23 protein-coding genes are annotated in these 23,850 nt (G+C 74.2%); 13 read left to right on the top strand and 10 right to left on the bottom strand.

All coding sequences use genetic code 11. The features are described from left to right. Positions 1–33: 33 nt before the first annotated feature. From BX266_RS28735 to BX266_RS28725, 3 genes are all read left to right on the top strand, one after another. The gene (locus BX266_RS28735) at positions 34–225 is read left to right on the top strand and encodes a hypothetical protein (protein WP_143687020.1); all 192 of its coding nucleotides are present in this window, start codon (positions 34–36) and stop codon (positions 223–225) included. A 90-nt stretch (positions 226–315) separates the two neighbouring features. Continuing rightward, on the top strand, positions 316–1,350 hold the full coding sequence (locus BX266_RS28730; protein ID WP_099904473.1) for an enoyl-CoA hydratase/isomerase family protein: 1,035 nt from the start codon (positions 316–318) through the stop codon (positions 1,348–1,350). A gap of 95 nt (positions 1,351–1,445) precedes the next feature. Then, entirely contained in the window at positions 1,446–2,222 is a 777-nt protein-coding gene (locus BX266_RS28725; RefSeq protein ID WP_099904471.1) for an enoyl-CoA hydratase, read from the top strand. A 40-nt stretch (positions 2,223–2,262) separates the two neighbouring features. Here BX266_RS28725 and BX266_RS28720 read toward each other — a convergent pair whose 3' ends face one another. Continuing rightward, the gene (locus BX266_RS28720; RefSeq protein ID WP_099904469.1) at positions 2,263–4,125 is read right to left on the bottom strand and encodes an NAD(P)-binding protein; all 1,863 of its coding nucleotides are present in this window, start codon (positions 4,123–4,125) and stop codon (positions 2,263–2,265) included. 120 nt (positions 4,126–4,245) lie between these two features. On the opposite strand from BX266_RS28720, the gene BX266_RS28715 reads away from it, so the two are divergent. Further along, a complete protein-coding gene (locus BX266_RS28715) occupies positions 4,246–4,845 on the top strand; it encodes an HdeD family acid-resistance protein (protein WP_099904467.1) in 600 nt (199 codons plus the stop codon). Positions 4,846–4,909: 64 nt separating this feature from the next. Here the strand turns inward: BX266_RS28715 and BX266_RS28710 are convergent, their stop codons facing one another. Then, on the bottom strand, positions 4,910–6,232 hold the full coding sequence (locus tag BX266_RS28710; protein ID WP_099904465.1) for a lipase family protein: 1,323 nt from the start codon (positions 6,230–6,232) through the stop codon (positions 4,910–4,912). Between the two features lie 154 nt (positions 6,233–6,386). Here BX266_RS28710 and BX266_RS28705 point away from each other — a divergent pair, with 154 nt between their 5' ends. Next, complete coding sequence (locus tag BX266_RS28705) at positions 6,387–7,640, top strand: CdaR family transcriptional regulator (RefSeq protein ID WP_259464897.1); 1,254 nt, start codon at positions 6,387–6,389, stop codon at positions 7,638–7,640. 25 nt (positions 7,641–7,665) lie between these two features. Here the strand turns inward: BX266_RS28705 and BX266_RS28700 are convergent, their stop codons facing one another. Then, positions 7,666–8,295: a LysE family translocator gene (locus BX266_RS28700; protein ID WP_099904460.1), complete on the bottom strand. Its 630-nt coding sequence runs from the start codon at positions 8,293–8,295 to the stop codon at positions 7,666–7,668. 115 nt (positions 8,296–8,410) lie between these two features. On the opposite strand from BX266_RS28700, the gene BX266_RS28695 reads away from it, so the two are divergent. After that, on the top strand, positions 8,411–8,869 hold the full coding sequence (locus tag BX266_RS28695; protein WP_099904458.1) for an Lrp/AsnC family transcriptional regulator: 459 nt from the start codon (positions 8,411–8,413) through the stop codon (positions 8,867–8,869). On the opposite strand, the gene BX266_RS28690 is transcribed toward BX266_RS28695, so the two are convergent. Then, a complete protein-coding gene (locus tag BX266_RS28690; RefSeq protein WP_180290650.1) occupies positions 8,870–9,205 on the bottom strand; it encodes an antibiotic biosynthesis monooxygenase in 336 nt (111 codons plus the stop codon). It lies immediately after the preceding gene. 157 nt (positions 9,206–9,362) lie between these two features. On the opposite strand from BX266_RS28690, the gene BX266_RS28685 reads away from it, so the two are divergent. Next, the gene (locus tag BX266_RS28685) at positions 9,363–9,620 is read left to right on the top strand and encodes a Prokaryotic metallothionein (protein WP_099904453.1); all 258 of its coding nucleotides are present in this window, start codon (positions 9,363–9,365) and stop codon (positions 9,618–9,620) included. Between the two features lie 73 nt (positions 9,621–9,693). Here the strand turns inward: BX266_RS28685 and BX266_RS28680 are convergent, their stop codons facing one another. From BX266_RS28680 to BX266_RS28670, 3 genes are all read right to left on the bottom strand, one after another. Next, positions 9,694–10,929: a cytochrome P450 gene (locus BX266_RS28680; protein ID WP_099904451.1), complete on the bottom strand. Its 1,236-nt coding sequence runs from the start codon at positions 10,927–10,929 to the stop codon at positions 9,694–9,696. Positions 10,930–10,994: 65 nt separating this feature from the next. Beyond that, the gene (locus BX266_RS28675; RefSeq protein WP_099904449.1) at positions 10,995–11,879 is read right to left on the bottom strand and encodes an EI24 domain-containing protein; all 885 of its coding nucleotides are present in this window, start codon (positions 11,877–11,879) and stop codon (positions 10,995–10,997) included. A 102-nt stretch (positions 11,880–11,981) separates the two neighbouring features. Then, positions 11,982–13,241 carry an MFS transporter gene (locus tag BX266_RS28670; protein ID WP_099904447.1) on the bottom strand — a complete coding sequence of 420 codons (1,260 nt, stop codon included), beginning with the start codon at positions 13,239–13,241 and terminating at the stop codon, positions 11,982–11,984. A 100-nt stretch (positions 13,242–13,341) separates the two neighbouring features. Here BX266_RS28670 and BX266_RS28665 point away from each other — a divergent pair, with 100 nt between their 5' ends. Next, positions 13,342–14,427 (top strand): DUF5937 family protein, encoded by a 1,086-nt coding sequence (locus BX266_RS28665; RefSeq protein WP_099904445.1) that lies wholly within the window; start codon positions 13,342–13,344, stop codon positions 14,425–14,427. A 7-nt stretch (positions 14,428–14,434) separates the two neighbouring features. Here BX266_RS28665 and BX266_RS28660 read toward each other — a convergent pair whose 3' ends face one another. After that, entirely contained in the window at positions 14,435–15,625 is a 1,191-nt protein-coding gene (locus tag BX266_RS28660) for an MFS transporter (protein ID WP_259464896.1), read from the bottom strand. A gap of 90 nt (positions 15,626–15,715) precedes the next feature. Here BX266_RS28660 and BX266_RS28655 point away from each other — a divergent pair, with 90 nt between their 5' ends. Together BX266_RS28655 and BX266_RS28650 are read left to right on the top strand one after the other, a co-directional pair. Continuing rightward, positions 15,716–16,477 carry a DeoR/GlpR family DNA-binding transcription regulator gene (locus tag BX266_RS28655; RefSeq protein ID WP_099904441.1) on the top strand — a complete coding sequence of 254 codons (762 nt, stop codon included), beginning with the start codon at positions 15,716–15,718 and terminating at the stop codon, positions 16,475–16,477. A 72-nt stretch (positions 16,478–16,549) separates the two neighbouring features. Beyond that, positions 16,550–17,011 (top strand): nucleoside deaminase, encoded by a 462-nt coding sequence (locus tag BX266_RS28650; RefSeq protein WP_099904439.1) that lies wholly within the window; start codon positions 16,550–16,552, stop codon positions 17,009–17,011. Between the two features lie 67 nt (positions 17,012–17,078). On the opposite strand, the gene BX266_RS28645 is transcribed toward BX266_RS28650, so the two are convergent. Together BX266_RS28645 and BX266_RS28640 are read right to left on the bottom strand one after the other, a co-directional pair. Beyond that, positions 17,079–18,857 carry a hypothetical protein gene (locus BX266_RS28645; protein ID WP_099904437.1) on the bottom strand — a complete coding sequence of 593 codons (1,779 nt, stop codon included), beginning with the start codon at positions 18,855–18,857 and terminating at the stop codon, positions 17,079–17,081. A 243-nt stretch (positions 18,858–19,100) separates the two neighbouring features. Beyond that, positions 19,101–20,561, bottom strand: a complete 1,461-nt coding sequence (locus tag BX266_RS28640) for a lipase maturation factor family protein (protein WP_099904435.1) — start codon at positions 20,559–20,561, stop codon at positions 19,101–19,103. A gap of 255 nt (positions 20,562–20,816) precedes the next feature. Between BX266_RS28640 and BX266_RS28635 the strand changes: the two genes are divergently transcribed. The 3 genes from BX266_RS28635 to BX266_RS28625 all read left to right on the top strand — a co-directional run bounded on the left by BX266_RS28635 (position 20,817) and on the right by BX266_RS28625 (position 23,804). Further along, on the top strand, positions 20,817–21,803 hold the full coding sequence (locus tag BX266_RS28635; protein WP_099904433.1) for an EamA family transporter: 987 nt from the start codon (positions 20,817–20,819) through the stop codon (positions 21,801–21,803). A 161-nt stretch (positions 21,804–21,964) separates the two neighbouring features. Next, positions 21,965–23,059, top strand: coding sequence for a sugar ABC transporter substrate-binding protein (locus BX266_RS28630; protein ID WP_099904431.1), 1,095 nt, complete (start codon positions 21,965–21,967; stop codon positions 23,057–23,059). A 244-nt stretch (positions 23,060–23,303) separates the two neighbouring features. After that, entirely contained in the window at positions 23,304–23,804 is a 501-nt protein-coding gene (locus tag BX266_RS28625) for a hypothetical protein (RefSeq protein WP_099904429.1), read from the top strand. Positions 23,805–23,850: the final 46 nt, after the last annotated feature.

The following is a 23,850-nucleotide window of genomic DNA, read 5'->3' as shown; positions in this document are numbered from 1 at the left end:
GCGGACAACTCTCTCCCCGGAGGACCCCCGATGATGAAGCTGCGCACCCTGGTCTGCGGAGCCGCGCTCGCCGCCGCCAACCTGTTGATGCCCGTCCCGCAGACCCAGGCGATGCCGCTCGCCCCCGGCGCCGCCCGCCCGGTGCTGCTCTGCGGCTTCGCACCGCAGGAGGTCGCCCCCGCCCCCCGGGTCGTCCTGCTCACCACTCCGCTGCGGCCCTGCTGACCCCGTCGTACCGGGCCCGCCGACCCGCCCGGCGGGCCCGGTACGGTGCACACCAGGAATCTTCGTACTTTCCGGACGGGAGCGGTGGCGATGGACACGCAGCAGGACGTACTGGTCGAGCGGGTCGGCCGCCTCGGCCGGATCACCCTGAACCGGCCGCGCGCCCTCAACTCCCTCACCCACGCCATGCTGGAGACCGTCCGCGCCGCCCTGGACGCCTGGGCCGAGGACCCCGAGGTCGCCGCCGTCCTGCTCGCCGGCGCCGGTGAGCGCGGCCTGTGCGCGGGCGCCGACATCCGCGCCATCCACGACGACGCCAAGCTCGGCGGCGCCGGCGGCCGGGCCTTCTTCCGGGTCGAGTACCCCCTCAACGAGCTGATCTCCCGCTACCCCAAGCCGTACGTGGTGCTGATGGACGGCATCACCATGGGCGGCGGGGTCGGCCTGTCCGCGCACGCCGCGGTCCGGGTGGTCACCGAACGCTCCGCCGTCGCCATGCCGGAGACCCGGATCGGACTGGTCCCCGACGTCGGCGGCAGCCGCCTGCTGGCCCTCGCCCCCGGCGAGCTCGGCACCCACCTGGCCCTCACCGCCGCCACCATGACCGGCGCCGACGCCGTGTACTGCGGCTTCGCCGACCACTACGTCCGCTCCGCCGCGCTCCCCGCCCTCACCGCGGCGCTCGCCGCCGGCGAGCCGATCACGCCGTTCGCCGAGCCCGCCCCGCCGTCCGAACTCGCCGAGCAGCGCGAGTGGATCGACCACTGCTACGCCGCCGACACCGTCGAGGAGATCCTGGCGCGGCTGGAGGCCACCGGCCTGCCGGCCGCCAAGGACGCCGCGGAGCAGCTGCACGCCAAGTCCCCGACCATGCTCAAGGTCACCCTGGCCGCGCTGCGCCGGGCCCGCGCGCTGCCCTCGCTGGCCGCCGCCCTCGACCAGGAGTACCGGATCTCCTGCGCCGCCCTCGCCCACCACGACCTGGTCGAGGGGATCCGCGCCCAGGTCGTCGACAAGGACCGCAACCCGCAGTGGCGGCCCGCGGCCCTCGCCGAGGTGACCGCCGCCGACGTCGAACGCTTCTTCGCCGTCCCCGAGGGCGGTGACCTGCGGCTGTCGAGGTGACCATCGTCTCGCCTGTCGAGACTGGCATCCGGGGCGGCGTTCGGAGATCGTATGCACCGTCAGAGTTCCGCTCAGCGTGGAGAGGATAAGCGGCGATGACCGAGTACAGGACGATCCTGGTCGACCGCAAGGGCCGGGTCGGCATCATCACCCTCAACCGTCCCGAGGCGCTCAACGCGCTCAACACCGAGCTGATGAACGAGGTGGTGGCGGCGGCGAAGGCCTTCGACCGCGACCCGGAGATCGGCGCGCTGGTGGTCACCGGGTCCGAGAAGGCCTTCGCCGCCGGCGCCGACATCAAGGAGATGCAGGACAACCGCTTCCCGGACGTCTACCTCGACGACTGGCTCGGCCCCTGGGACGAGCTCGGCCGCCTCCGCAAGCCCGTGGTCGCCGCCGTCGCCGGCTACGCGCTCGGCGGCGGCTGCGAGTTGGCGATGCTCTGCGACATCCTGATCGCCGCCGACACCGCCAGGTTCGGCCAGCCGGAGATCAAGCTCGGCGTCATCCCCGGCATCGGCGGCTCGCAGCGCCTCACCCGCGCCGTCGGCAAGGCCAAGGCCATGGACCTCTGCCTGACCGGCCGCATGATGCCCGCCGAGGAAGCCGAACGCGCCGGCCTGGTCTCCCGCATCGTCCCCGCCGACCAGCTGCTCACCGAGGCCCTGACCGTGGCGGAGACGGTGGCCGCGATGTCGCTGCCCGCCGCCGTCATGATGAAGGAGTCCGTCAACCGCGCCTTCGAGACCACCCTCGCCGAGGGCGTCCGGTTCGAGCGCCGCCTCTTCCACGCCGCCTTCGCCACCGCCGACCAGAAGGAAGGCATGGCCGCCTTCGCCGAGAAGCGCCGCCCCGACTTCACCAACAAGTAGCCGTCGTGGTCGCCGCCACCCGCACCCCGGGCCGGTCCGGTCAGGGCAGGTCGGCTGCCTCGCCGGCCGGGGACCCCGGCTCCTGGATGATGCGGGCCAGCCCGGCGCGGGTGGCGGCGACCACGATGCGGTCGCCGGTGGCCAGGCGACGGGAGCGGTCGGCGAAGTTCCACTGGTAGACCTCGGTGCGGCGTTGCAGCCGGACGGCGAGGACGCGGACGCCGCCGGGGCCTTCCAGGTCGCCGAGGTTCACGCCGTCGAGCGCGGAGCCCTCCTCGACGGTGAGCTCGGCGACCAGCAGCACGTGCCGGAAGACCGAGAGGGTGCCGAGGACTTCACGGCCCATCAGGGCGGCGGCGAAGGCGGGGGCGGCCAGGTAGGAGAGCGAGCGGGAGGCGACGTTGCCCAGCGTGGCGTACACATGGTGGGCGAAGTCGTCGTCGAACAGCCGCACCACGATGCGGACTTCGGGGCGGACGGCGCGCGCTTCGAGGGCGGCTTCGAGGTTGACGGCGTCGTCGGAGGTGACGGCGACGACGGCGCGGGCGTGCTTGACCTGGGCCTGCTTGAGCTGCGCCTCCAGCGGGCCGTCGCCGATCAGGACGGGAATGCCGAGGGCGCGCGCGGCGGCGATGCCGCGGGCCTGCGGGTCGCGTTCCAAGCAGACCACCGGCAGGCCGGTGCCGTGGATCAGGGTGGCGACCCGGGTGCCGACGTTGCCGAGGCCGACCACGATGACGTGGTCGCGGGTGCGGGCCCCGGGCGGGCGGGGCGCGCCGCGGCGGCCGCTGGCCAGCGCCTCGACCACGATCGCCGTGGCGACGGGGACGAAGGTGATGCCGCAGAAGGTGATCAGCACCTGGGCGGCCCGCGCCCAGGCGTCGCCGAGCACCTGCCCCGGCACGTCGGGCTGCACGGCGCCGGCGGCGTCCAGCAGCGTGAAGTACAGCGTCCAGCCGATCCCGCCGGGGTGGGTGCTGTGCCGGGCGAGCACCGCGGCGCCGACCACGATCGCCGCGAAGGCGGTGATCAGGATCATCCGCAGCCGGGTGTTGGTGAAGTACTTGAGGCTGTCGAGCAGCCACCACTTCAGGCGCTTGCGCAGCGGCGGCCGCAGCGGCGGTTCGGTGTCGAGCGGCTGAAGCGCGGCGAGGTCGCCGCCCCCGTGGGCGGGGGTGAGGTCGGGGCGGCCGAGTTCGATCGGGCCCTCGCCGCTGCCGAAACGCTCGGCGAGCCGGATGAAGTCGGCCGCCCGGCCGCCGGTCTCGGGCAGCAACCGCAGCCGGCTGAGGTCCTGGCGGTCGATCCGGTCGGCGACCAGGCAGACCTGGTTGCTCCGGATGTCCTGGCCGTAGGCGACGTACAGCTGCCGACCGCCGACCTCGACGGTGTGCGGGCGGTTCAGCGCGCCGTTGGTGAAGGCGGGTGCGGCGGTCGCGGAGCCGGACAGCGCCGCGCAGTTGGGCAGCAGCTTCTCCAGGTGCTCGCCGAGCCGCTGGTTGAAGATCCGCAGCACGATCCGCACCCCGGGGTTGCGGTTCTCGGCGGCCAGCGCGGCGTGGATGTTCTCCTGGTCGGTGCCGTCCATCAGGGCGATCCCGCGCGCCCGCTCGACGCCCGCCGCGCCGAGCGCCTCGCCGGTGACGGTCGAGTACTCCAGGACGGCCGCCACACCGGGTATCTGACCGATCGCCGGCCCGTGCTCGCGCGACCGGTCCGGCACCACGGCGACCACCGGGACTTCGTACTGCTCGGTGAGTTCGAGGATCAGCCGGTGCGCGAGCGAGTTCCCGCCGCAGACGATGTAGTGCCCGCCGATCGGCTCGCCGGTGGCGGCGGTCCCCGGCTCCGGGTCGCCGTCCTCCGCCAACGCCCCCGGGCTCCCCCGCCCCTGATCCGTCATAGCGTCAGATAGTAGACGGCGGGTCGGTCCGAAAGGGTGAACGGGCGGTGGCGGATCCAGGTGCGGGCGCGGAGGGTGGTAGGTGTCCTGCCCTTTCCGCACCGGCCTCTCGGAGGAGCCATGAGTGCCCCGTACCGGATCGACTCCCGCGACGACCTGCCAGGCCCGTTCCAGCAACTGGCCCGGCTGGCCTGGCAGGCGGTGCTGGCGGGCGGGCTGATCTCGCTGGCGCTGGGGATCGTCGTGGTGGTGTGGCCGAAGCAGACGCTGTGGGTGGTCGGCGTGCTGTTCGGCGTGTACCTGCTGGTGATCGGCGTGGTGCAGCTGGTCGCCGCGTTCGGCACGCACGTGGCGACGGCGATGCGGGTGCTGGCGTTCATCAGCGGCGCGATCTGCGTGCTGCTGGGGCTGCTGTGCTTCCGGTCGGCCGCGCAGTCGGTACTGCTGCTGGCGCTGTGGATCGGCATTGGCTGGCTGTTCCGCGGCATCACCCACCTCGCCGCGGTGGCCTCCGACCCGCAGATGCCGGCCCGCGGCTGGCAGGGCTTCGTCGGCGGTCTGAGCGTGGTGGCGGGCATCGTGCTGATGGTGTGGCCGGCCCACTCGATCAAGGCGCTGGCGGTGCTGGCGGCCTGCGGCCTGATCGTCCTCGGCGTCACCGAGATCGTCGCCGCGCTCCGGATCCGCAGCGGCGCGAAGGCGTACCCGCGCGACCTCTGACGCCGCGTCGGCCCCGTCGGCCGGGGGTCCCGCCCACCGCGGTGGGCGGGACCCCCGGTGGTGCTCAGCCCGCCAGCGCGGGCTTCTCGGGGGCGAGCGAGTTGCCGGACGGGATCCAGCCGCAGTCGGTGGGGGCGGACTTCCCGGCGAAGCGGTCGTTCAGGTAGAGGACCGCGGTGGGGGCCCACGGGACGGCCGCGCCGAGGTGGCTGAGCAGGTCGTACTGCTGGAACTTGATCTTGCTGTTGCCGGTGGCGCAGTACTGCCGGGCCAGCGCGCGGACGTCGCCGGCCACCATCACGCCGTCGCCGGTGCCGATGCCGGAGATGTTGCTGAAGGTGCCCTCCAGCACGCCGCCGTTGCCCTGCGCGATGTAGCCGGGGACGCTCGGAGTGGGCGCCGAACCGAGGTTGACCTTGTTGACGGCGGCCAGGAAGGCGGGCACCGAGTTCGGGTTCGCGTACTCCGGCTTGGCGAGCTTCTGCCAGCTCAGCCCGGGGTACTGGCCGAGCGCGTTCACGATGGACGCGTCCTGCATCTTCGCGTACACCTGCTTGCCGTAGTCGCTCAGGTAGGGCTGCAGGTCGAGGTCGTAGGCGCGGGCCACGCCGATGATCGCCATCGGGATGACGCCGGGCCAGACCACCCCGCCGGCCACGTACTTCAGGTTGTGCGCGGGGTCGACCAGCAGGCCGCCCTCCGCGAAGCCGACCAGGCGGCGGTTGACGTCCGGCGCGTAGGACGGGGCGAGCGCGGCGGCCCAGTTGGTGGCGATCGCGCCGCCGGAGTAGCCGAGCATGCCGACCCGGGTGGTGGCGCTCATGCCGGTGGCCGGCGAGGCGGAGGCGGCCCGGATCGAGTCCAGCGTGGTGGTGCCGTACTCCGGCCCGGCCGCGAAGTCCGCGCTCTGGCCCTCGGTGTCGGGGATCACCACGTCGTAGCCCTGCGCCACGAACGGGACCACGAACAGCGCCTCGGCGTTGGCGATCGCCCCGCCCAGGCTGAGGTCGCCGGCGATCGCCCGGGACGGGCTGTCGGCCGGGTTCAGCGAGTCGTAGAAGGACTGGTAGGAGACGGCCCTGGAGCCGTCGCTGCCCAGGCCGCGGACCACGGTGGTGACGCCGGCCGAGGGGCGGCCCTGCGCGTCGGTGGTGCGGAACAGCAGCTGGACGGCCTGCACGGGGGTGGGCAGGCCCAGCAGGTGGTACTGCAGGGTGCGGGTCTTCAGCACGGTACCGGGCGCGATCGACGACAGCGGGGCGGTGCCGTCGTACGCGTAGAACGGGTCGCCCGAGGTGGCGGCGGAGGCGGTCACGGCCGGGGCGGCGGTGGCCGCTGCGGCGGCGGCGAGGGCGGTGGCGATCAGCCGTGCGGCGGCTCGGTACATGGCTCTCCCGTTTCTGTGGGGGTGGGTGCGCGACCTGGACAACGGTGGGGGATCGCGGGAGTTACCTACGGGTAGGTAACCTCCGGGAAACCATCATGGACGCGCCGAACAGTCGCGTCGCCGGGCCGCTGCACAGACATTCGCGAGGTGGATTGTGACCGCACCCAACGCCGAACCGGCCGCCGTCGAACCCCGGTTCGGCGGCAGCCCCGTCCACCTGCGGCTGCTCGCGCTGGCCCCCGCGCTGGCCCCCGAGGTGATGACCCGCCTGCTGGACCGGCTCCCGGCCTACCACGCGCTGCCGCCCGAGCAGCTGCGCGGCGAGATCACCCGTCAGGTCGAGCGCGGCATCCGGGCGTTCGTCGAGGTGATGCGCACCGGTGAGCTGCCCGGCGAGGGCGAGCTGGCGAGGATCCGCGAGTCCTCCGCCCGGCGCGCCGACGAGGGCGTGCCGCTGGAGTCCGTGGTCGGCGCCTACCACCTGGGCGCCCAGCTGTGCGCGGCCCGGGTGCTGGCCGAGGCCGAACCCGCCGACCTGCCCGACATCGCCACCGCGCAGGACCGGCTGCTCGGCTACCTGCAGGTGGTCAGCTGCGCGGTCGCCGCCGGGTACGTCCAGGAACGGCAGGCCGCGCTCGGCGACGAGCAGGTCTCCCGGCAGGCCCTGCTGTCCCGGCTGCTGGAGGGCGGCGACCCGCGCGCCGCCGCCGACCGGGCCGGGATCCGACTGCCCGCCCGCTACCTGGTGCTGTCGCTGGCCATCGGCCCGCACCCCGACGAGTCCCGGCCCGGTGTCAACCGCTCGGTCGTCGCCCGCCGCAAACTCCGCCGCCTGCGCGCCGAGTTGGACCGCCGCACGGAGGGGGTGCCGCTCGCCGCGCTGGCCGCCGACGGCGGGCCGCTGCTGCTGCCCGACGACTCCCCCGGCCCGGCCGGCGCCGTCGACCGCGAGATGCTGGCCGCGCTGGTCGAGCGGCTGGCCCACGCCTGCGGGGCCGACCTGCTGGTGGCCGCCACCGCCGCCGCCCCGAAGGACGTGGCCGCCGCGGTCCGGCTCGCCGCCGACGTCCGGCAGGTCGCCGGGGCCACCGGCCGCGGGCCGGGCCTGCACCTGCTCGAAGACGTCCTGCTGGAGTACCAGCTCAGCCGCCCCGGGCCGGCCCGCGACGCCCTCGCCGCGCTGCTCGCCCCGCTGGCCGGCCGCCCCGAACTCCTCGACACCCTGCGCGCCTTCCTCGGCTGCGGCCTCGACCGCCGCCGGACCGCCGCCCGCCTGCTGGTCCACCCCAACACCGTCGACTACCGGCTGCGCCGCACCGCCGACCTGACCGGCCTGGACGCCGTCCGCGGCCCCGACCTGCTCACCCTGCGCGCCGCCCTCGCCGCCCACGACACCGCGGCGCTCTGAGCCCGCCGGGCGGGCCGACGGGCCGTCAGGCGGCCGCGGTCACGCCCGCCACCGCGAGCAGCAGGACCGCGGAGACCGCGGAGAGCCGGCGGGCCGCCGTCGGGGTGGCGCCGAGGCGGCCGCCCAGGCGGGCGGTGGCGAGCGCGACCGCCGAGTAGACGGCGGCGCAGGACAGCACGTTGACCGCGCCGAGCGCGGCGACCTGGGCGCCCACCGGCAGCGCGGCGTACGGCGTGACGAACTGCGGGACCAGCGACAGGTAGAGCAGCAGGCCCTTGGGGTTGAGCAGGGCGGTCAGCAGCGACTGGCGCAGCACCGTGCGGGCGGGTTGCGGCCGGGCGGCGGTCGGCGCCGCCGCGGCGGCGCCCCGGCGCAGCGTGAGCAGCATGGTGACGGCGAGGAAGGCCAGGTAGCCGGCCCCGGCCAGGCGCAGCGCGGGCAGCAGGGCGGGGACGGCGCGCAGGGCGGCGGCCAGTCCGGCGGCGGAGAGCGCGGTGTGCACGGTGTAGCCGGCGCAGACCCCGGCGACGGCGGTGAGCGCGGCGCGGCGGCCCTGGCCGAGGCCGCGGGCGGCGATGTACAGCCAGTCGGGTCCCGGCGTGCAGACCAGCAGCAGGTCGACGCCGAGGAAGAGCAGCAGCGCGTGCGGGTCCATGGCACCTTCGGGAGGCGGGCGGAGTGGCGGACGTCCAGGACGCTATCGGTCCGCGACTGGCAGCCGATGACCCGTTTCGGCTGGTCAGCCCGGTGGTTTAGCAGAATGTTGCGCCATGGACCGCCTTGATCGCAGAATCCTCCACGAGCTCCAGCAGGACGGCCGGCTGACCAATGCCGAACTCGCCGACCGGGTGGGCCTGACCCCGTCCCCGTGCCTGCGCCGGGTCCGCCAGCTCGAACAGCAGGGCGTGATCCGCGGCTACCGGGCCCAGCTCGACCCGGCGGCGGTGGGCCGGGCCTTCCAGCCGTTCGTGACGGTGGTGATGCGCCACGAGGACCGCGCCACGGTGGCGGAGTTCGAACGCCGGGTGGCGGAGCTGCCGGAGGTGGTCGAGGCGCACCGGCTGTTCGGCGATCCGGACTACCTGCTGCGGGTGGCCGTCGCGGACCTGGCGGCGTACGAGCGCTTCGTCACCGACGTGCTGTCCGGCCTGCCGGGCATCGCGCAGGTGCACTCGCACCTGACGATGAAGCAGGTCAAGGCCGACGGCGGGATCCCGGTGGCCGGCTGATCACTGCCCGGCGGGCTGCCCGGGGGCGGTGTCGAGGCGGCTCAGGGAGTGGAAGTGGACGACCGTGGGCGGGTGTTCGAGGTCGTGGAGCTCGCCCTCGGACCAGACCGGGCGGATCCGCCACATCGGGCCGGCGTAGGCGCGCAGGGCCTCTTCGTCGCGCCAGCGGGTGATCATCTGGACCCGGTGGTCGCCGTCGGCGCAGGCGCGCAGCAGCTCCCCGCCGAGGAAGCCGTCCCAGCGGCCGAGGCCGGGGAGCACCGTCGAGGCGAGGCGGGCGCAGAACTCCTCGACGCGGTGCGGGGAGACGTGGGCCTCCCAGATTCGGATGATCATCTCGGCCTCCTCGGCTGAACCCTGGGCCCTGCCGACCATTATCGAATGGCTTATGCCCTTTGCGTGAGCTTTTGTCCGTTCGGACCGCCGCCGATTGCCGCCCGCCGCGGCCGGGCCAAGACTCGGCGGTGGACCCGTACGGCGAGAGGAGCCCGAGATGGCGGTCTGCGTGGTGTGCCAGAACGACTACTGGCTGTCCTTCGAGATCAAGACGATCACCGGAGACACCTACGTCTTCGACAGTTTCGAGTGCGCGATGGAGAAGCTGGCTCCGCGCTGCGAGCAGTGCACGGTGCGGATCGTCGGCCACGGCGTCGAGGTCGCGGGCCGCTTCTTCTGCGGCGCGCACTGCGCCCGCGCCAACAGCGTGCTCGGCGCGGAGGTCCGCGACGCGGTGGGCACCCACCCGTCCTGACCCTCGCCCGCGGGAAGGGGCGGCCACACCTCGTGGCCGCCCCTTCCGGCTGCTCCGGCCGTAGGTCCGCAGGTCAGAAGGTGAAGCGCAGCGAGCGGACCCGGTGGTCGAAGGAGGACGGCACCAGCTCCGGCGCCGCCGTGGAACGGATCTCCGGGAGCCGGGTGAACAGTTCGCGCAGCAGGGTGCGCATCTCCTGCCGGGCCAGGTGCGCCCCGAGGCAGAAGTGCGGGCCGCCGCCGCCGAACCCCAGGTGCGGATTGGGCGAGCGGGTGATGTCCAAGGCGTCCGGGGCGGCGAAGACCGCCTCGTCGCGGTTGGCGGAGCCGTAGAACATCACGACCTTGTCCCCGGCGGCGAGCCGCACCCCGGACAGCCGGTGGTCGACCGCCACGGTGCGGCGGAACTGCACGATCGGCGTCGAGTAGCGGACGATCTCCTCCACCGCGCCGCCCAGGCGTCCGTCCAGGTCGGCCAGCAGCAGCGCCCGCTGCTCGGGGTTGACCGTCAGCAGGTGCAGCCCGTGGGCCAGCGCGTTGCGGGTGGTCTCCACGCCCGCCACCAGCAGCAGCGAGAAGAACGCGCCCAGTTCGCGGGCTCCCAGCCGGCGGCCGTCCACGTCGGCGGTGACCAGCGCGGAGATCAGGTCGCCGGTCGGGCGGCGGCGGCGCTCCCGACCGAGCGCGGCCACCGTCAACTGCATCGCCGCCAGCGCCCGCAGCCCGCGCCCCGGCACCCGCAGCGCGCTGCGCGCCACCCCCGCCGAGGCGGCCGCCCGGTTGATCCGGGCCAGGATGCGGCGGCGCTGCTCCTCCGGGATGCCCATCATCGAGCAGATCACCTGGTACGGGAGCTCCGCGGCGACCGCGTCCACGAAGTCCGTCGGACGCTCCCGCTCCAGCCGGTCCACCAGCCGGACGGAGATCTCCCGGATGTCCTCCTCCACCTTGGCCAGCAGCCGGGGCGTGAACGCCCGCCCCACCACCCGGCGCAGGTCCGCGTGCCGGGGATCGTCCAGGTTGACCATCGAGTCCCCGAACACCGTCCGCACCCAGCGGGCCGGCTCCGGCGAGGTCACCCCCGGCCCCGACAGGTACACCTCCGGCGCCCGGCTGGCCGTCATCACGTCGGCGTGCCGCACCAGCGCCCAGCAGTTCCGCCCCGTCGCCCGGTCGGTGAACCCGACCGGGCCGGAACGCTCGCGCAGGTGGGCGAACGCCGCGACGCGGGACTCCTCCGGGAGCCGCCAGAACGCGGGGTCGCCGAGGTCGATGCCGCGCTCGGGGGCGGCGTCCACGGGTGCTGCCATGTGGAGGTTATCGCGCAGTCGGTGACGCTACGTCAAATCACTGTCGCAGCCGGTAATTGGTTCGATTACCCGGCCTGCGGGCCCGAGGCGTACGGATTCGGGCCGTCGTACGGCTGCTGCGCGTACGGATTCGGGCCCGCGTACGGCTGCTCACCGTACCCGTCCGGGTGCTGCGGCGGCTCCTCGTCCTCCCCCGCCCCGTCCGCGTCCTCCGCCGGGGCGGTGATCTCCCGGGCCAGCAGCGTCGCGCCCGCCACCGCGCCGGGCATCGCCAGCACCGTCACCACCGGGACCAGGAACGTCAGCACCAGGCCGGCGCCGAAACCGACCGCCATCGGCAGCCGCGAACGCAGCAGGCGGAGCCGCTCCTTCTGCGACAGGCCGCGCTTCTGCAGCGGTGTGCCGGTCAGCTCCACCGTCAGGAAGAATCCGGACACGCACACCCCGAGCACCGGGACCACCGTCTGGCCCACCACCGGGATGAACCCGCACAGGAACAGCACGATCCCGAACGCCGCCGCGCGCAGCAGCACCGCGAGGCTGTCCCGCGCCGACACCCACAGCTCGTACCAGAGCGGCACGTCCCGGCTCGGCGGGCCGCCGCCCTCGGAATCCTCCACCTGCGCCGACAGGGACTCGTAGAACGGCTCACCGATCAGCAGCGTCACCGCCGTGAACGTCAGCATCGCCAGCAGGCCGCCCGCGCCGACGGCCGCCACCGCGACCAGCAGGCGCGTGGTGCTCCGCCACGGATCGTCCCAGCCGTCCGCGAACGGGGTCGCCCACTCGGCGAGGTCCCCCGCGTAGACGATCAACACCGCCAGCACGGCCAGGTATCCCACCAGGGTGATCAGCGCCGGGATCATCCCGAAGCCCCACCAGCGGCCGTGCCGCGCCACCCATCGCTGCCCGTTGAACAGGAACCGCAGTCCCGCCCCGAAATCTCGCATCCCCGCACCTTAAAGGAACCCCCAAGACCACCCCCCACCCACCCGCCCGCCCCGGCGGAAGAGAGACGAGACGCCTACGCCGCCCGCGCGCCCGACCCCGGATCACACCCGCCTGCAGCCCCCGCCGGAGGCGGTCGCTGTGTTCCCCGCCTGCGGCGTCTGGGCCGCCGGTGGCGGGGCGGTTTCGGTGCGGTGGATGGTGGTGGCGGCGGCGAGGGTGGTGGTGGCGAGAGCGGGCCAGAGGGCGAGGGGGGTGAGGGCGGTGATGACGGCCGGGGAGACGGCGAGGCCGAGGCCGGTGGAGAGTTGGAGGCGGGAGAGGGCGCGGCCGAGCCGGCGGGGCGGGGCCAGGGCGGTGACCAGGGGCGTGGCGCTGCCGGCGTAGAGGATCTCGCCGAGGGTGCAGGGCACGGTCATCAGGGCCACGGCGAGCGGCCCGAACGGGGTGGCCAGCAGGAAGCCGAGGTAGCTCGCGGCGAGGACCGCACCGGCGAGCGCCAGCACCCGCGCGCGGGACCAGCGGGCCGCCGCCCACGCGGTGACCGGAACCTGGAGGGTGACCACCAGCACGGTGTTGGCGACGAAGACCGCGGCGGCCCAGGCCGGCGAGGCGTGCAGGACCGTCACCAGCACCAGCGGCACCGCCACTTCGGGCACGTTGAGGCAGAAGACGTACACCACGTTGGCGAGCAGCACCGCCCGCAGCCGCGGCGTCGCCCCGTCGGCGGACGCGTCCGCGCGCTCCGCCCGCCCGTCGGCGGTGACCCGCACCGAGCGGGCCAGCCCGGCGGCCGCCAGGTAGCCGAGCCCGGAGACTGCGGCCAGCGCCCGCAGGGCGGGTGCGCCGCCGGTCAGGCAGCCGGTGGCCAGCAGCGCGCCGACGCCGAGTCCTGCGTTGCGGACGGCGCGGGCCGCGGCCAGCACGGTGTCCCGCAGCCGGTCCTCGGCGACGGTGGCGACCAGCGCGGCGTGGGCGGCGGGCCAGGCCTGGTTGCCGATGCCGAGGAACAGCGCGGCGAGGGTGAACAGGGCGAGGCCGCCGCTCGGCGCCGCCAGCAGCGCGGCCACGCCCAGCACCCGGACCAGCATCGCCGCGGCCACCGCCGTGCTGCGCGCGCCCCGGTCGAGCCAGCGGCCGAGCGGCGGCATGCAGGCCAGGCCCGCGACGATCCCGGCGGTCATCGCCAGGCCGGTGGTGGGCGCGTCCAGCCGCAGCACGGTGATCCCGTACAGCAGCAGGAACGGCCTCAGCAGGCCGGTGCCGAGCGCGTCGACGAGCAGCGCGGCGGCGTAGCGCGGGCCGCCGCCGGCGTGGACGAGCTGACGGAGCGTCGGGCGGGGCGGCGCGGCGGTGGTGGTCATGGCGCTCACGGTGCGGGCGGGCCGGCGGGGCGGTCACGTGGGTTGACGCTTTCCGTCAATCGAGGCCGGCGGGACGGCGGCGAGCGACGAGAATGCCGGGGTGACCTTGCGCATCGATCTCGCCGGGACGCCGCCGGAGCGGATCCGGTTCGGGGTCTCGCCGCTCGCCGAACTCACCGCGATGCTGCACGTGCTGGCCTCGCCGGAGCACCATCCGCAGCTGGCCGGGTGGGCGGCGGGGGTGTGGGCGGCGCTGCGTCCGGAGTTGGCGGAGCGGCTGCGGGAGGCGGAGTTCCTGTGGCGCTCGTCCCGGGCGGACTTCCTGGTGCCGGCCCGGCCGCGGGCCACCCTGGGGGCGGAGCTCGACGAGGTCGACGGGATCGCCGACGAGCGGTACGCGCACGCGGCGCTGGTCACCACCTGCGGCTCGAACCGGCGCACCTTCGGCGACCGCTCCCCGCTGCACGACCCGGCGGCCCGGGCGGACGCGCTGGACCGCGCGCAGGCCCGCGGTCCAGTCCAGGAGGCTTTCGCGGAGCGCCTGTTGGCCGATCCGGCGGCCGTCCGGGCCCGGGTCCGGGAGACCCTGGAGCTGTGCGCGGAGGCGTTCTTCGACGCGCAGTGGCCGGCGCTGGCCGCCCGGCTGGGCCGGGACGTGCGCGACAAGACCGAGCTGGGCCGCCGTCAGGGCCTGTCCGCCGCGCTGGCGGAGGTGTCGCCGGCGATCGCGCTGACCCCGGACGGGGGCTCGCTGGTCCTCGACAAGTTGCAGGACTCCACCGCGCAGGCCGGCCCGGCCGGGGTGACCTTCCTGCCCAGCGTGTTCGGCCACCCGCACCTGGTGACCGTGTACGCGGCCGGCTGGCAGCCCGTGGTGCAGTACCCGGCAGCGGGCGGGGAGCACCGGGCGACCGTGCCGCTGGACACCGTCGGTCTCCGCCTGGACGCGCTGGCCCACCCCGTCCGGCTGCGCCTGGTCCGCACGCTGGCCCGCGGCCCGCACACCACCGGCGAGCTCGCCCGCGCCTGGGAGCTCACTCCGCCCGAGGTCTCCCGCCACCTCACCGTGCTGCGCCGGGCCGGCCTGCTCACCGCGCACCGCCGGGGCCGGCACGTCCACCACGCGCTGGACCTCGCCGCCACCGCCGCGCTCGGCACCGACCTGCTCGCCGCCGTGCTGCGCTGACGCACCGTCAGCCGACGGTGGTCGGCTCCCGTTCGACGGCGGGGGCCGGGCGCAGGACGCCCGCGGTGGCGGCGGTCGCGGCGCAGAGCAGGGTCAGCAGCAGGAAGGTGTGGTTCAGCGCTGTCAAATGGGTCAGCCAGCCGATCACGGCGGGGCCGGCCAGCATGCCCAGGTAGCCGAGCCCGGCGACCCGGGAGACGTTCGCGCCCGCCGCCGCGGGGTCGGCGTGGCCGGCGGCGCTGAACAGCTGCGGGACGCACCCCGACAGGCCCAGGCCGAACAGCGCCCACCCGGCGAACGCCGTCCACACCCAGGGGGCGAGCGCGGCGAGCGTGATGCCGACGGCGGCCGTCGCCGCGCCGTACCGCAGCACCGCCATCGACCCCCAGCGGGTGACCGTCCGGTCCGCGAGCAGGCGGCCGACGGTCATCGCCGCCGCGTAGGTGCCGTACGCGAACGCGGCGGTGGTCGCGGGCGCGCCGAGCACGTCCTTCAGGTGCAGGGCGCTCCAGTCGTTGGCGGCGCCCTCGCTCAGCATGACCATCAGCGCCAGCGCGGCGAGCACCCGGATCCGCCCGCGCGAGTTGCTCCGCCCGGCGGCCGCAGGCCCGTCCTCCGCCTCGGGCCCGGCGGTGGACGGCGCGCCCGGCAGCAGGCCGCGGGCCGCCAGCAGGGCGGTCACCACGCCCGCCGCGCCGAGGACCACGAGCGCCGCGACCGGCCCGAGACCGATGCCCGCGGCGGCCGCGGCGACCAGGGCGGCCAGCACGCCGCCGACCGAGAAGGTGGCGTGGAAACCGGACATGACGGGTCGCCGGTACGCCTTCTCCACATGGACCGCGTGGGCGTTCATGCTGACGTCGAGGCAGCCGTTGGCGAACCCGAAGACGGTCAGCGCGCAGGCCAGTGTCCACGGGTTCGGGGCCAGCCCCGGCAGTACCAGGCAGGCCGCGCACAGCACGCCGGCGACCGGAACCACTGTCCGGGTGCCGAGGCGGTCGGTGAGCCGGCCCGCCACCTGCATGCCGGCGAAGGCGCCGAGGCCCAGCAGCACCAGCAGGCCGCCGAGCGCGGCGTGGGTGATGCCGACCCGCTCCTCGACGGCCGGGATGTGCACCACCCAGGCGCCCATCAGCGTGCCGTTGAGCACGAAGTACACGTAGGTGGCCACTCTGGCGGCGCGGAGCGAACGTTCCATGCCCCTCACCATAACGAACACCCGTCATGTTCGAAAGCGGCATCTTCGAACAGATTGATTGTTTGCAGCCCGGTGCGATTCAATCTCGGTATGAACAACGCGGAGCGCCACACCCTGATCGCCCAGGCCGTCAGAGACGCGGGCAGCGCCACCGTCCCGGAACTCGCCGAACTGACCGGGGCCTCCGAGATGACGATCCGGCGCGACCTGGACGCGCTCTCCGCACAGGGCGTCCTCGAACGCTTCCGCGGCGGCGCCCGCACCCTGCTGCTCCGCGGCGAGGAACCGCCCTTCGCCCTGCGCTCCCGCGAGGCCGTCGACGCCAAACGGCGGATCGCCGCCGGCGTCTGTGACCTCATCGCCGACGGCGAGACCGTCGTCCTGGACAGCGGCACCACCTGCCTGGAGGTCGCCCGCCTGCTGCGCGAACGCCCGGTCACCGTGATGCCGCTCTCGCTCCAGGCCATCCACGTGTTCGGCGACGCCCCCGGCCCCGCCACCCTGCTCGTCCCCGGCGGCCGCCCCCGCACCGCCGAAGGCGCCCTGACCGGCCCGCTGGCCCTCGCCTCCCTGTCCGCGCTGCGCTTCGACACCGCCGTGATCGGCTGCTGCGGACTCAGTGCCGCCGACGGCCTGACCGCCTACGACCTCGACGACGCCACCGTGAAGAAGGCCGTCACCACCGCCGCCCGCCGCACCGTCGCCGCCGCCGACGGCGGCAAGCTCGGCCGCACCGCCTTCGCGCACGTCATGCCGGCCGCCCACCTGCACACCCTGGTCACCGACACCGCCGCCCCGCCCGACGAACTCGCCGCCCTCCAAGCCGCCGGCCTCACCGTCAGCACCGTCTGACCCGCCCCGGCGTGGTGCGCCCCGCCGCCTGCGGGTACCGGTGGAGGGTATGACCGGCGAAGGAGGTGGCCGATGGACGGTCAGGTGACGGTGGGGCAGGCCCGCGCATGGCTGCGGGTCGCGGTGGCGGAAGCGGAGGCCGGGCTCGCCGAAGGCGGCATCCCGATCGGCGCGGCCCTGTTCCGCCACGACGGCGAACTGCTCGGCCGGGGCCACAACCGGCGCGTCCAGGACGGCGACCCCTCCACCCACGCGGAGACCGCCGCCTTCCGCGCCGCCGGCCGCCTGCGCGGCTACCGCGACACGGTCATGGTCACCACGCTCTCACCCTGCTGGTACTGCTCCGGCCTGGTCCGCCAGTTCGGCATCGGCCACGTCGTGATCGGCGAATCCACCACCTTCGCCGGCGGCCACGCCTGGCTCGCCGAGCACGGCGTCGGCATCACCCTCCTCGACGACCCCCGCTGCCTCGCCCTGATGACGGACTTCATCGCCACCCGCCCCGACCTCTGGTACGAGGACATCGGCGCGTAGAAACGCAGATGCCCGCCGCCGCGCGAGACGCGCAACGGCGGGCACCCGCCCATTACTTGACGCTCCGTCAGCCGCGAACGGTGGAGACGGCGGCGCCCAGCGCCTCCTTGATGCGCGGCCCGAGCCGACCGAAGCCGAGCTCCTTCATCGCCGCGCGCAGCAACTCGTCGTCGCTCCGCTGCTCGCCGTCCGCGTCCAACCACGCCACCAGCGCGACCAGTTCCTCCGCGGAGTACCCGGTGATCGGCTTCCCCGGCACCAGCTCGGGCTTCGCCGGACCGGAGACAGCCTCAACGACAACAGCCGCGGCAACCGGCTCCGGCTCCGGCTCCGGCTCCGACGCAATGACCGGCTCGACCTCGGCAACCGGCTCAGCGGCGGGCTCGGCGACGGCCTCGGCAACCGGCTCGGCCTCAACAACGGGCTCGGGCTCGGCAACCGGCTCAGCCTCGACCTCAGCAACCGGCTCGACCTCGACAGCGGGCTCGGGCTCGGCAACCGGCTCAGCCTCGACAGCGGGCTCGGGCTCGGCAACCGGCTCAGCCTCGACCTCAGCAACCGGCTCGACCTCAACGGCGGGCTCGACCTCAGCGACAGCCGCAACCTCGGCGACGGGCTCGGCCTCGACAGCGGCTTCCACCACCGGCTCGGGCTCGGCCTCGGCAACCGGCTCAGCCTCGACCTCAGCAACCGGCTCGACCTCAACGGCGGGCTCGACCTCGGCGACAGCCGCAACCTCGGCGACGGGCTCGGCCTCGACAGCGGCTTCCACCACCGGCTCGGGCTCAGGCTCGGCAACCGGCTCGGGCTCAACCTCCGTCTCGACCTCGGCGACCGGCTCGGCCTCGACGGTCTCCTCGACCGGGGCCGGCTCCTCGATCTCCACCGCAGTCTCGTCGGTGGCCTGGCGCGGCACCGCCGCCAGCGCCGCGCGGGCGGCCTGGTGGCGGTCGTAGGCGGCCAGGGCGGCGTCGCGGTCGGCCTGGCGTTCGGTCAGCTCGGCCAGCAGCTCCGTGAGGCCCTGCTCGGCGAGTTCGAGGCGGAGCTGGCGGAGGGCGGAGAGGCGGTAGAGGGTGCCTTCGTCGGCGGCCAGGCGGTCGACCAGGTCGGCGAGTTCGGCCAGCGGGAGGGAGTCGAGGGCACGCTCGGGCAGGAGGCGGGCCAGCGAGCGGACGGCGTCGGCGAGCGACTCGACGACGTTGGCGGTCTCGGTGAGGAGGGCCCCGTCGACGGGCACGGCGGGCCGGGTGGCGGTGTCGCCGGCGGCGAGCGCGGTCCAGTCCCGGTGGGCGGCCGCGGCGGCGACGAGCGCGGCGTGCAGGTCGGCGCGGCCCGGCCGGGTGCCGGCGGGGGCGAGCGAGCGTGCCTGGGCGCGCAGGGTGCGGCGGCGGGCCCAGCCGAGCTTGACGCCGGTCTCCTTGCGGTAGGCGCCGGTGCCGGTGGCGGCGGCGAGTTCCGCGAGGTCGCGCTCGTAGGCCTCGGCGCGCAGCGCGCCGGAGGTGGCGTGGACCCGCTGGAGCAGGTCGAGCAGGGTGGTGAGGCCGCCGAGCGTGTCGGGGATCCGGAGGCCGGCCTTGTCGGCGATGGCGTTGGCGGCCCGGCCGACGGCGCGGGTGTCGCGGCTGCGCAGTTCGGCGAGGACGGTGGACGCGGAGCGGGCGTCCTCGGGGCTGGCGAGGGTCTCGGCGGCCTCCAGCCAGGGGTTGGCGTCGGCGGTGAGGGTGAAGCCGCCCTGGTCGGCGAAGCGGCCGAGCTCCTCACGGGTGCTCTGGCGGGTCTCGCCGTCCGTCGCGGACGCGGTCTCGGACGCGGCGTCGCCGGCGTCGTTCAGGGTGCGCACTGTCATGTGAAGTCCGGTTCGTGGCGTTTGGCGGGCAGGGGTGCGGGTGGGGTGGGCGCGGCGGCGGTGGCGTCGCGGGAGGCCAGAATACGGGTGCGCGTTCGAGGCACGCACGCACCGGACCCCCGTGAATTGCCGGGCCGCGGTGGACCGGTGGCGGCGGGCGCGGGCCCGGTCGCGTGGTCCGTACGGTAGGGAGCGGCACCGACAGTACGCCTCGGCCGGGCGGGGGACGTGAGTTGGGTCGGTTCACCGGCGGGCTCCGGGGGTTCCGGGGACGAGGTGGCGGAGGTCGGCGAGGCCGACCGGCCGCTGGTAGTCGCGCACCGGACGGCGGTGCCACCACGCGCCGGTGGCGGCCAGTTCGGGGCCGTCGGTGAACCGGTAGCGGTGCAGTCGGGCGCGGACCAGGGCGGGCGGTGTGTCGGGGAACGGGTTGCGGCGCAGCAGCCGCAGCGTGTCGGGGTCGTTGACGAGCAGGCGCGCGAGCAGGGGCAGGAACCAGGGGCGGGCGTAGGACGGGGAGATCGCGGCGAACCACATCAGCCAGTCGAGGCGAAGGTGGTAGGGCGCGAACTGGCGTGGCAGTCGCCGGAGTTCGCCGGGTTTGCCGTGGAACTCGTACTCCTGCCAGCCGTCCGCGCCGTGAACGTCGCGGGTGCCTTCGAGGACGATCTCGTACCGGACCCGGTTGACGGAGCCGAACGCGCCGTAGGTGTTGACCAGGTGCAGCGGGTCGTAGGAGCGGTTCATCTGCTGGCGGCGGGAGAGCAGGTTGCGCACGGGTCGCCAGGAGCGGACCGCGACCAGCAGCACGAAGGCCGCCACCAGGGCCTGGTACCAGACGGGTTGGGGCGGGTAGGCCGGGTCGGGGGCGATCGGCAGGACGTGCCGCAGGGTGCCGGTGTCGAGGACGCCGACGGCGAGGGCGACGGTGAGCCAGTTGAGCCAGGCGAAGTTGCCGGAGGCGATCAGCCAGAGCTGGGTGGCGATCATCAGCAGGGCGGCCCAGGAGGCGATCGGCTGCGGGAGGAACAGGCCGAACGGGACGACCAGTTGGACCAGGTGGTTGGCCGCCGCCTCGGCCTTGTGCAGCGGCCGGGGCAGGTGGTGGAACGCCCAGCTGAGCGGTCCGGGCATCGGCTGGGTCTCGTGGTGGTGGTAGAGGCAGGTGAGCTTGCGCCAGCATTCGTCGCCGCGCCACTTGATCAGGCCGGCGCCGAATTCGACCCGGAACAGCAGCCAGCGCAGCAGCCACAGGCCGGGCAGCGGTGGGGCGGTGGCGGCGTTGCCGAGGAACACGGCGATCGCCCCGGCCTCCAGCAGCAGCGACTCCCAGCCGAAGGCGTACCAGGTCTGGCCGACGTTGACGATGGACAGGTAGAGCGCCCAGGCCGCGGCCCACAGCGCCGTCGCGGCGCCGAGCGGCAGGTGGTCGGCGAGGCCGGCCAGCAGGGCGGCGGCGAGGGCGGCGCCGGTCCAGGCGTGGGCGGCGTAGAGGCGGTCGCTGTAGCGCCAGTGGAACAGGCTGGGGGCGCGGCGGAACGGGACGCGGGCGGTGTAGCGCGGGATCGGGAGCATGCCGCGGCTGCCCAGCAGGGCGCGGAACTGGCGGGCGGCGGCGAGGAATCCGCACAGGTAGACGAGCGCGAGCAGGCGCAGGAAGGACTGCCGGGCGAGCCGGTACTCGGGGGCGGCGAACCATGCCATGCGGCCGCTCCTCGGGTCGGCTGCGCATGCCCCGGGGTCGGCTGCGCTGGGGGCCGCCCCCATGCCTACCATCCGGGGCGTCCGGGGCGGGGCGGGTGGGCACGCGGTGGTGCGCCGGTTCATCCGGTCGGCCCTGCACGGCGTGCGGCCGCGGGCGTTCGCGCGTATCGGCTGCCGAAACTCCTCGCCGGGCGCGGCCGGAGTGTGGTGTCATTCCGCCGGACACCCTGTCAGCAGCAACCCAAGGAGACGCACATGTCCGCGACCTCCCCGCAACCGGCCGCCGATCCCGCCTGTCCCGCCGCGCCGACGCCGCCGGCCGACGCCGTCCCGGCTGTCGCACCGGGCCCCGCCCGGCCGGCCGGCCTCGGGCCGGCGGTCTGGGCGGCGCTCGGCATCGTGTACGTGGTGTGGGGGTCGACCTACCTGGCGATCCGGGTCGTGGTGGAGACCATGCCGCCACTGCTCTCCGGCGCGATGCGGTTCGCCGCGGCGGCGGTGCTGCTGGGTGCGGGGATAGCGGCCCGCAAGGGTGTCGGCGCGCTGCGGGTGACGTGGCGTCAGTTCGGTTCGGCCGCACTGGTCGGCCTGCTGCTGCTGGCCGGCGGCAACGGCGGGGTGGTGCTGGCCGAGCGCACCGTCCCGTCCGGGCTGGCGGCGCTGCTGGTGGCGAGCGTGCCGCTCTGGGTGGTGCTGCTGCGCCGGGTGTTCGGGGCCAGGACCGGCCGGGCCACGCTGGCGGGCGTGCTGGTCGGCCTGGTGGGCCTGGCGGTGCTGACCGGGCCCGGCCTGACCGGTGACGCGGAGCTCTCGGGCCTGCTGCTGGTGGTCGGCGCGGCGGTGGTGTGGGCGTTGGGTTCGGTGCTGGCGGGCCGACTGCCGATGCCGGCCGACCCGTTCGTGGCGAGCGTGTACGAAATGCTGGCGGGTGCGGTCGGCGCGCTGGCGCTGTCGTTCGTCCACGGCGAACCGGGCGGCTTCGATCCCGGCGCGGTCTCCGCGGCGTCCTGGACGGGGCTGGCCTACCTGGTGCTGTTCGGATCTATTGTCGCGTTCACGTCTTATGCATGGCTGTTGCAGCGGGCGCCGCTGCCACTGGTCGCCACCTACGCCTACGTCAATCCGGTCGTCGCGGTGTTCCTCGGATGGCTTTTCCTGTCCGAGTCCCTGACCTGGCCGATCTTGCTCGGCGGCGCGATCGTGGTCGGCGGGGTATTTCTGGTGGCCCGCAACGAGCGCTGAAGGAGTCACCGCCGCAGACACCAAGTTGCATTCAAGAAGGTAACGACTTGGTCGAATCATCTCGACCAATGATTTACTTCTTGACGACACATGATGGGTGGGCTTGACTCCCCTTCACCTCGCCGCAGGGACGCGGCGCTGTCAGGGAGGCACCACCCACCATGAACTCGATGACGCGTCGACTCGTCATCGGCACGGCTGCCGTGTCGATGGCGATGTCGCTCGCCGCGTGCGGGGACGACAAGCCCTCGTCGTCCTCGGGCAACCAGGCGATCGGCCTGCTGCTGCCCGAACGCACTTCCTCCACCCGCTACGAGGCGTTCGACAAGCCGCTGATCGAGGCCGCTGTCACCGGGCTGTGCACCCGGTGCACCCTCGACTACGCGAACGCCGACGGCGACGAGAAGGTGCAGAAGGAGCAGTTCGACGCGCTGCTCGCCCGGAACGTCAAGGTGATCCTGCTCGACCCGGTGAACGCCTCGGTCACCAAGCCCTGGGTGGACGCCGCCGCCAAGAAGGGCATCAAGGTCATCGCGTACGACCGGCTCGCCGCCGGCAACGTCGCCGCCTACATCTCCTTCGACAACCAGCGCACCGGCGAACTCCAGGGCCAGGCCCTGCTGGACGCGCTCGGGCAGAAGGGCAAGAAGGCCGCCGACGCCGAGATCGTGATGATCAACGGTGCGGAGACCGACCCCAACGCGGGCGACTTCAAGATCGGCGCGCACCGCGCGCTGGACGGCAAGGTCAAGCGGGTCGCCTACGAGCAGTCCGGCGAGTGGAAGCCCGAGGTGGCCGCCGCCAAGGTCGACGAGGCGATCGCCAAGCTCGGCAAGAACGGCTTCCAGGCCGTGTACTCGGCCAACGACGGCATGGCCGGCGCGATCATCGACTCGCTGCACAAGGCCGGCCGCACCGACGTGCCGGTCGGCGGGCAGGACGCCTCGCTGGACGCGATCCGACGGATCCTCACCGGCGAGCAGGCGTACACCATCTACAAGCCGTACCAGCCGGAGGCCGAGGCCGCCGCGAACATGGCCGTGTACCTGGTGAAGGGCATCGACATCACCTCGGTCGCCTCCACCGTCACCAAGTCCGGCGAGGACCAGATCCCCTCGATGCTGCTCACCCCCATCGTCGTCACCAAGGCGAAGGTCGTCGAGACCGTGATCGACGGCGGGCTCTACAAGGCCGACGAGGTCTGCACCCCGCAGTTCGCCGCGGCCTGCAAGGCGGCCGGCGTACCCGGCTTCTGATCCGCCACCGGACCGGGGCGGGGCGACGCGGCACCTTGTGCGGGGGTGCCGGGCCGCCCCGCCCCCTCCGCTGTTGTCGGCGGCCGTCGACAGGAGCGCCCTGGAAGGAAGGTAGTGCCCGAACTTCCGCCGGGGAACGTCGCTTTGACGACTGGGAGACAGATCACAGACCGGCGACCGGGTACCCATGGCGGTGTGTCGCGTGGTCCACTGGGCACCTTGCCGAACGAGGGGAGCGTGCGACATGGACCCGCAGGACCTGCAGACCGATTTCTTCCGGGCCGCCGACGAGACCGCCGTGCAGCTGGTGATGGCCGAGGCCGAGCAGCCGCCCGCCGAGGTCTTCGACACGGTCCGGGCCCGCCGGATCGACCCCACCACCGTCCTCCCCCACCTGGTGGCCGCCGCCCTCGGACACCAGGACCCCGCGGCCGACGGCCCCGACCGGTCGGTCTGGCCGACCGGACCGCAGCCCTGGGACACCGAAGGGCCCGGCACCCCCGTCGACTTCGAGGACCCGTGGATGACCGGCCCCTGGGTGGTCCAGCTCACCGACGACACCCGCGACGCGCTGGCCGGCATCGAACGGCGGCACCTGCCCGAGCTGACCTCGCGGTGGGCCCGCACCGAGGAGCTCAAGACCGTCGAGCCCACTCAACTCATGACGCTCATCCACCACCTGTCCGTGCTCGCCCGCCGGGCCCGCAAGGCCGAGCAGCACCTCTACTGCGCCCTGACCGCCTGAGAGTCGGCCGCAGCTCCTGACCTCCAGGCCCGAGTCGGCCCCAGTG

It is taken from the genome of Streptomyces sp. TLI_171 (assembly GCF_003610255.1).
GTDB lineage: Bacteria > Actinomycetota > Actinomycetes > Streptomycetales > Streptomycetaceae > Kitasatospora.
This window is presented reverse-complemented; position numbering and strand designations above follow the sequence as displayed.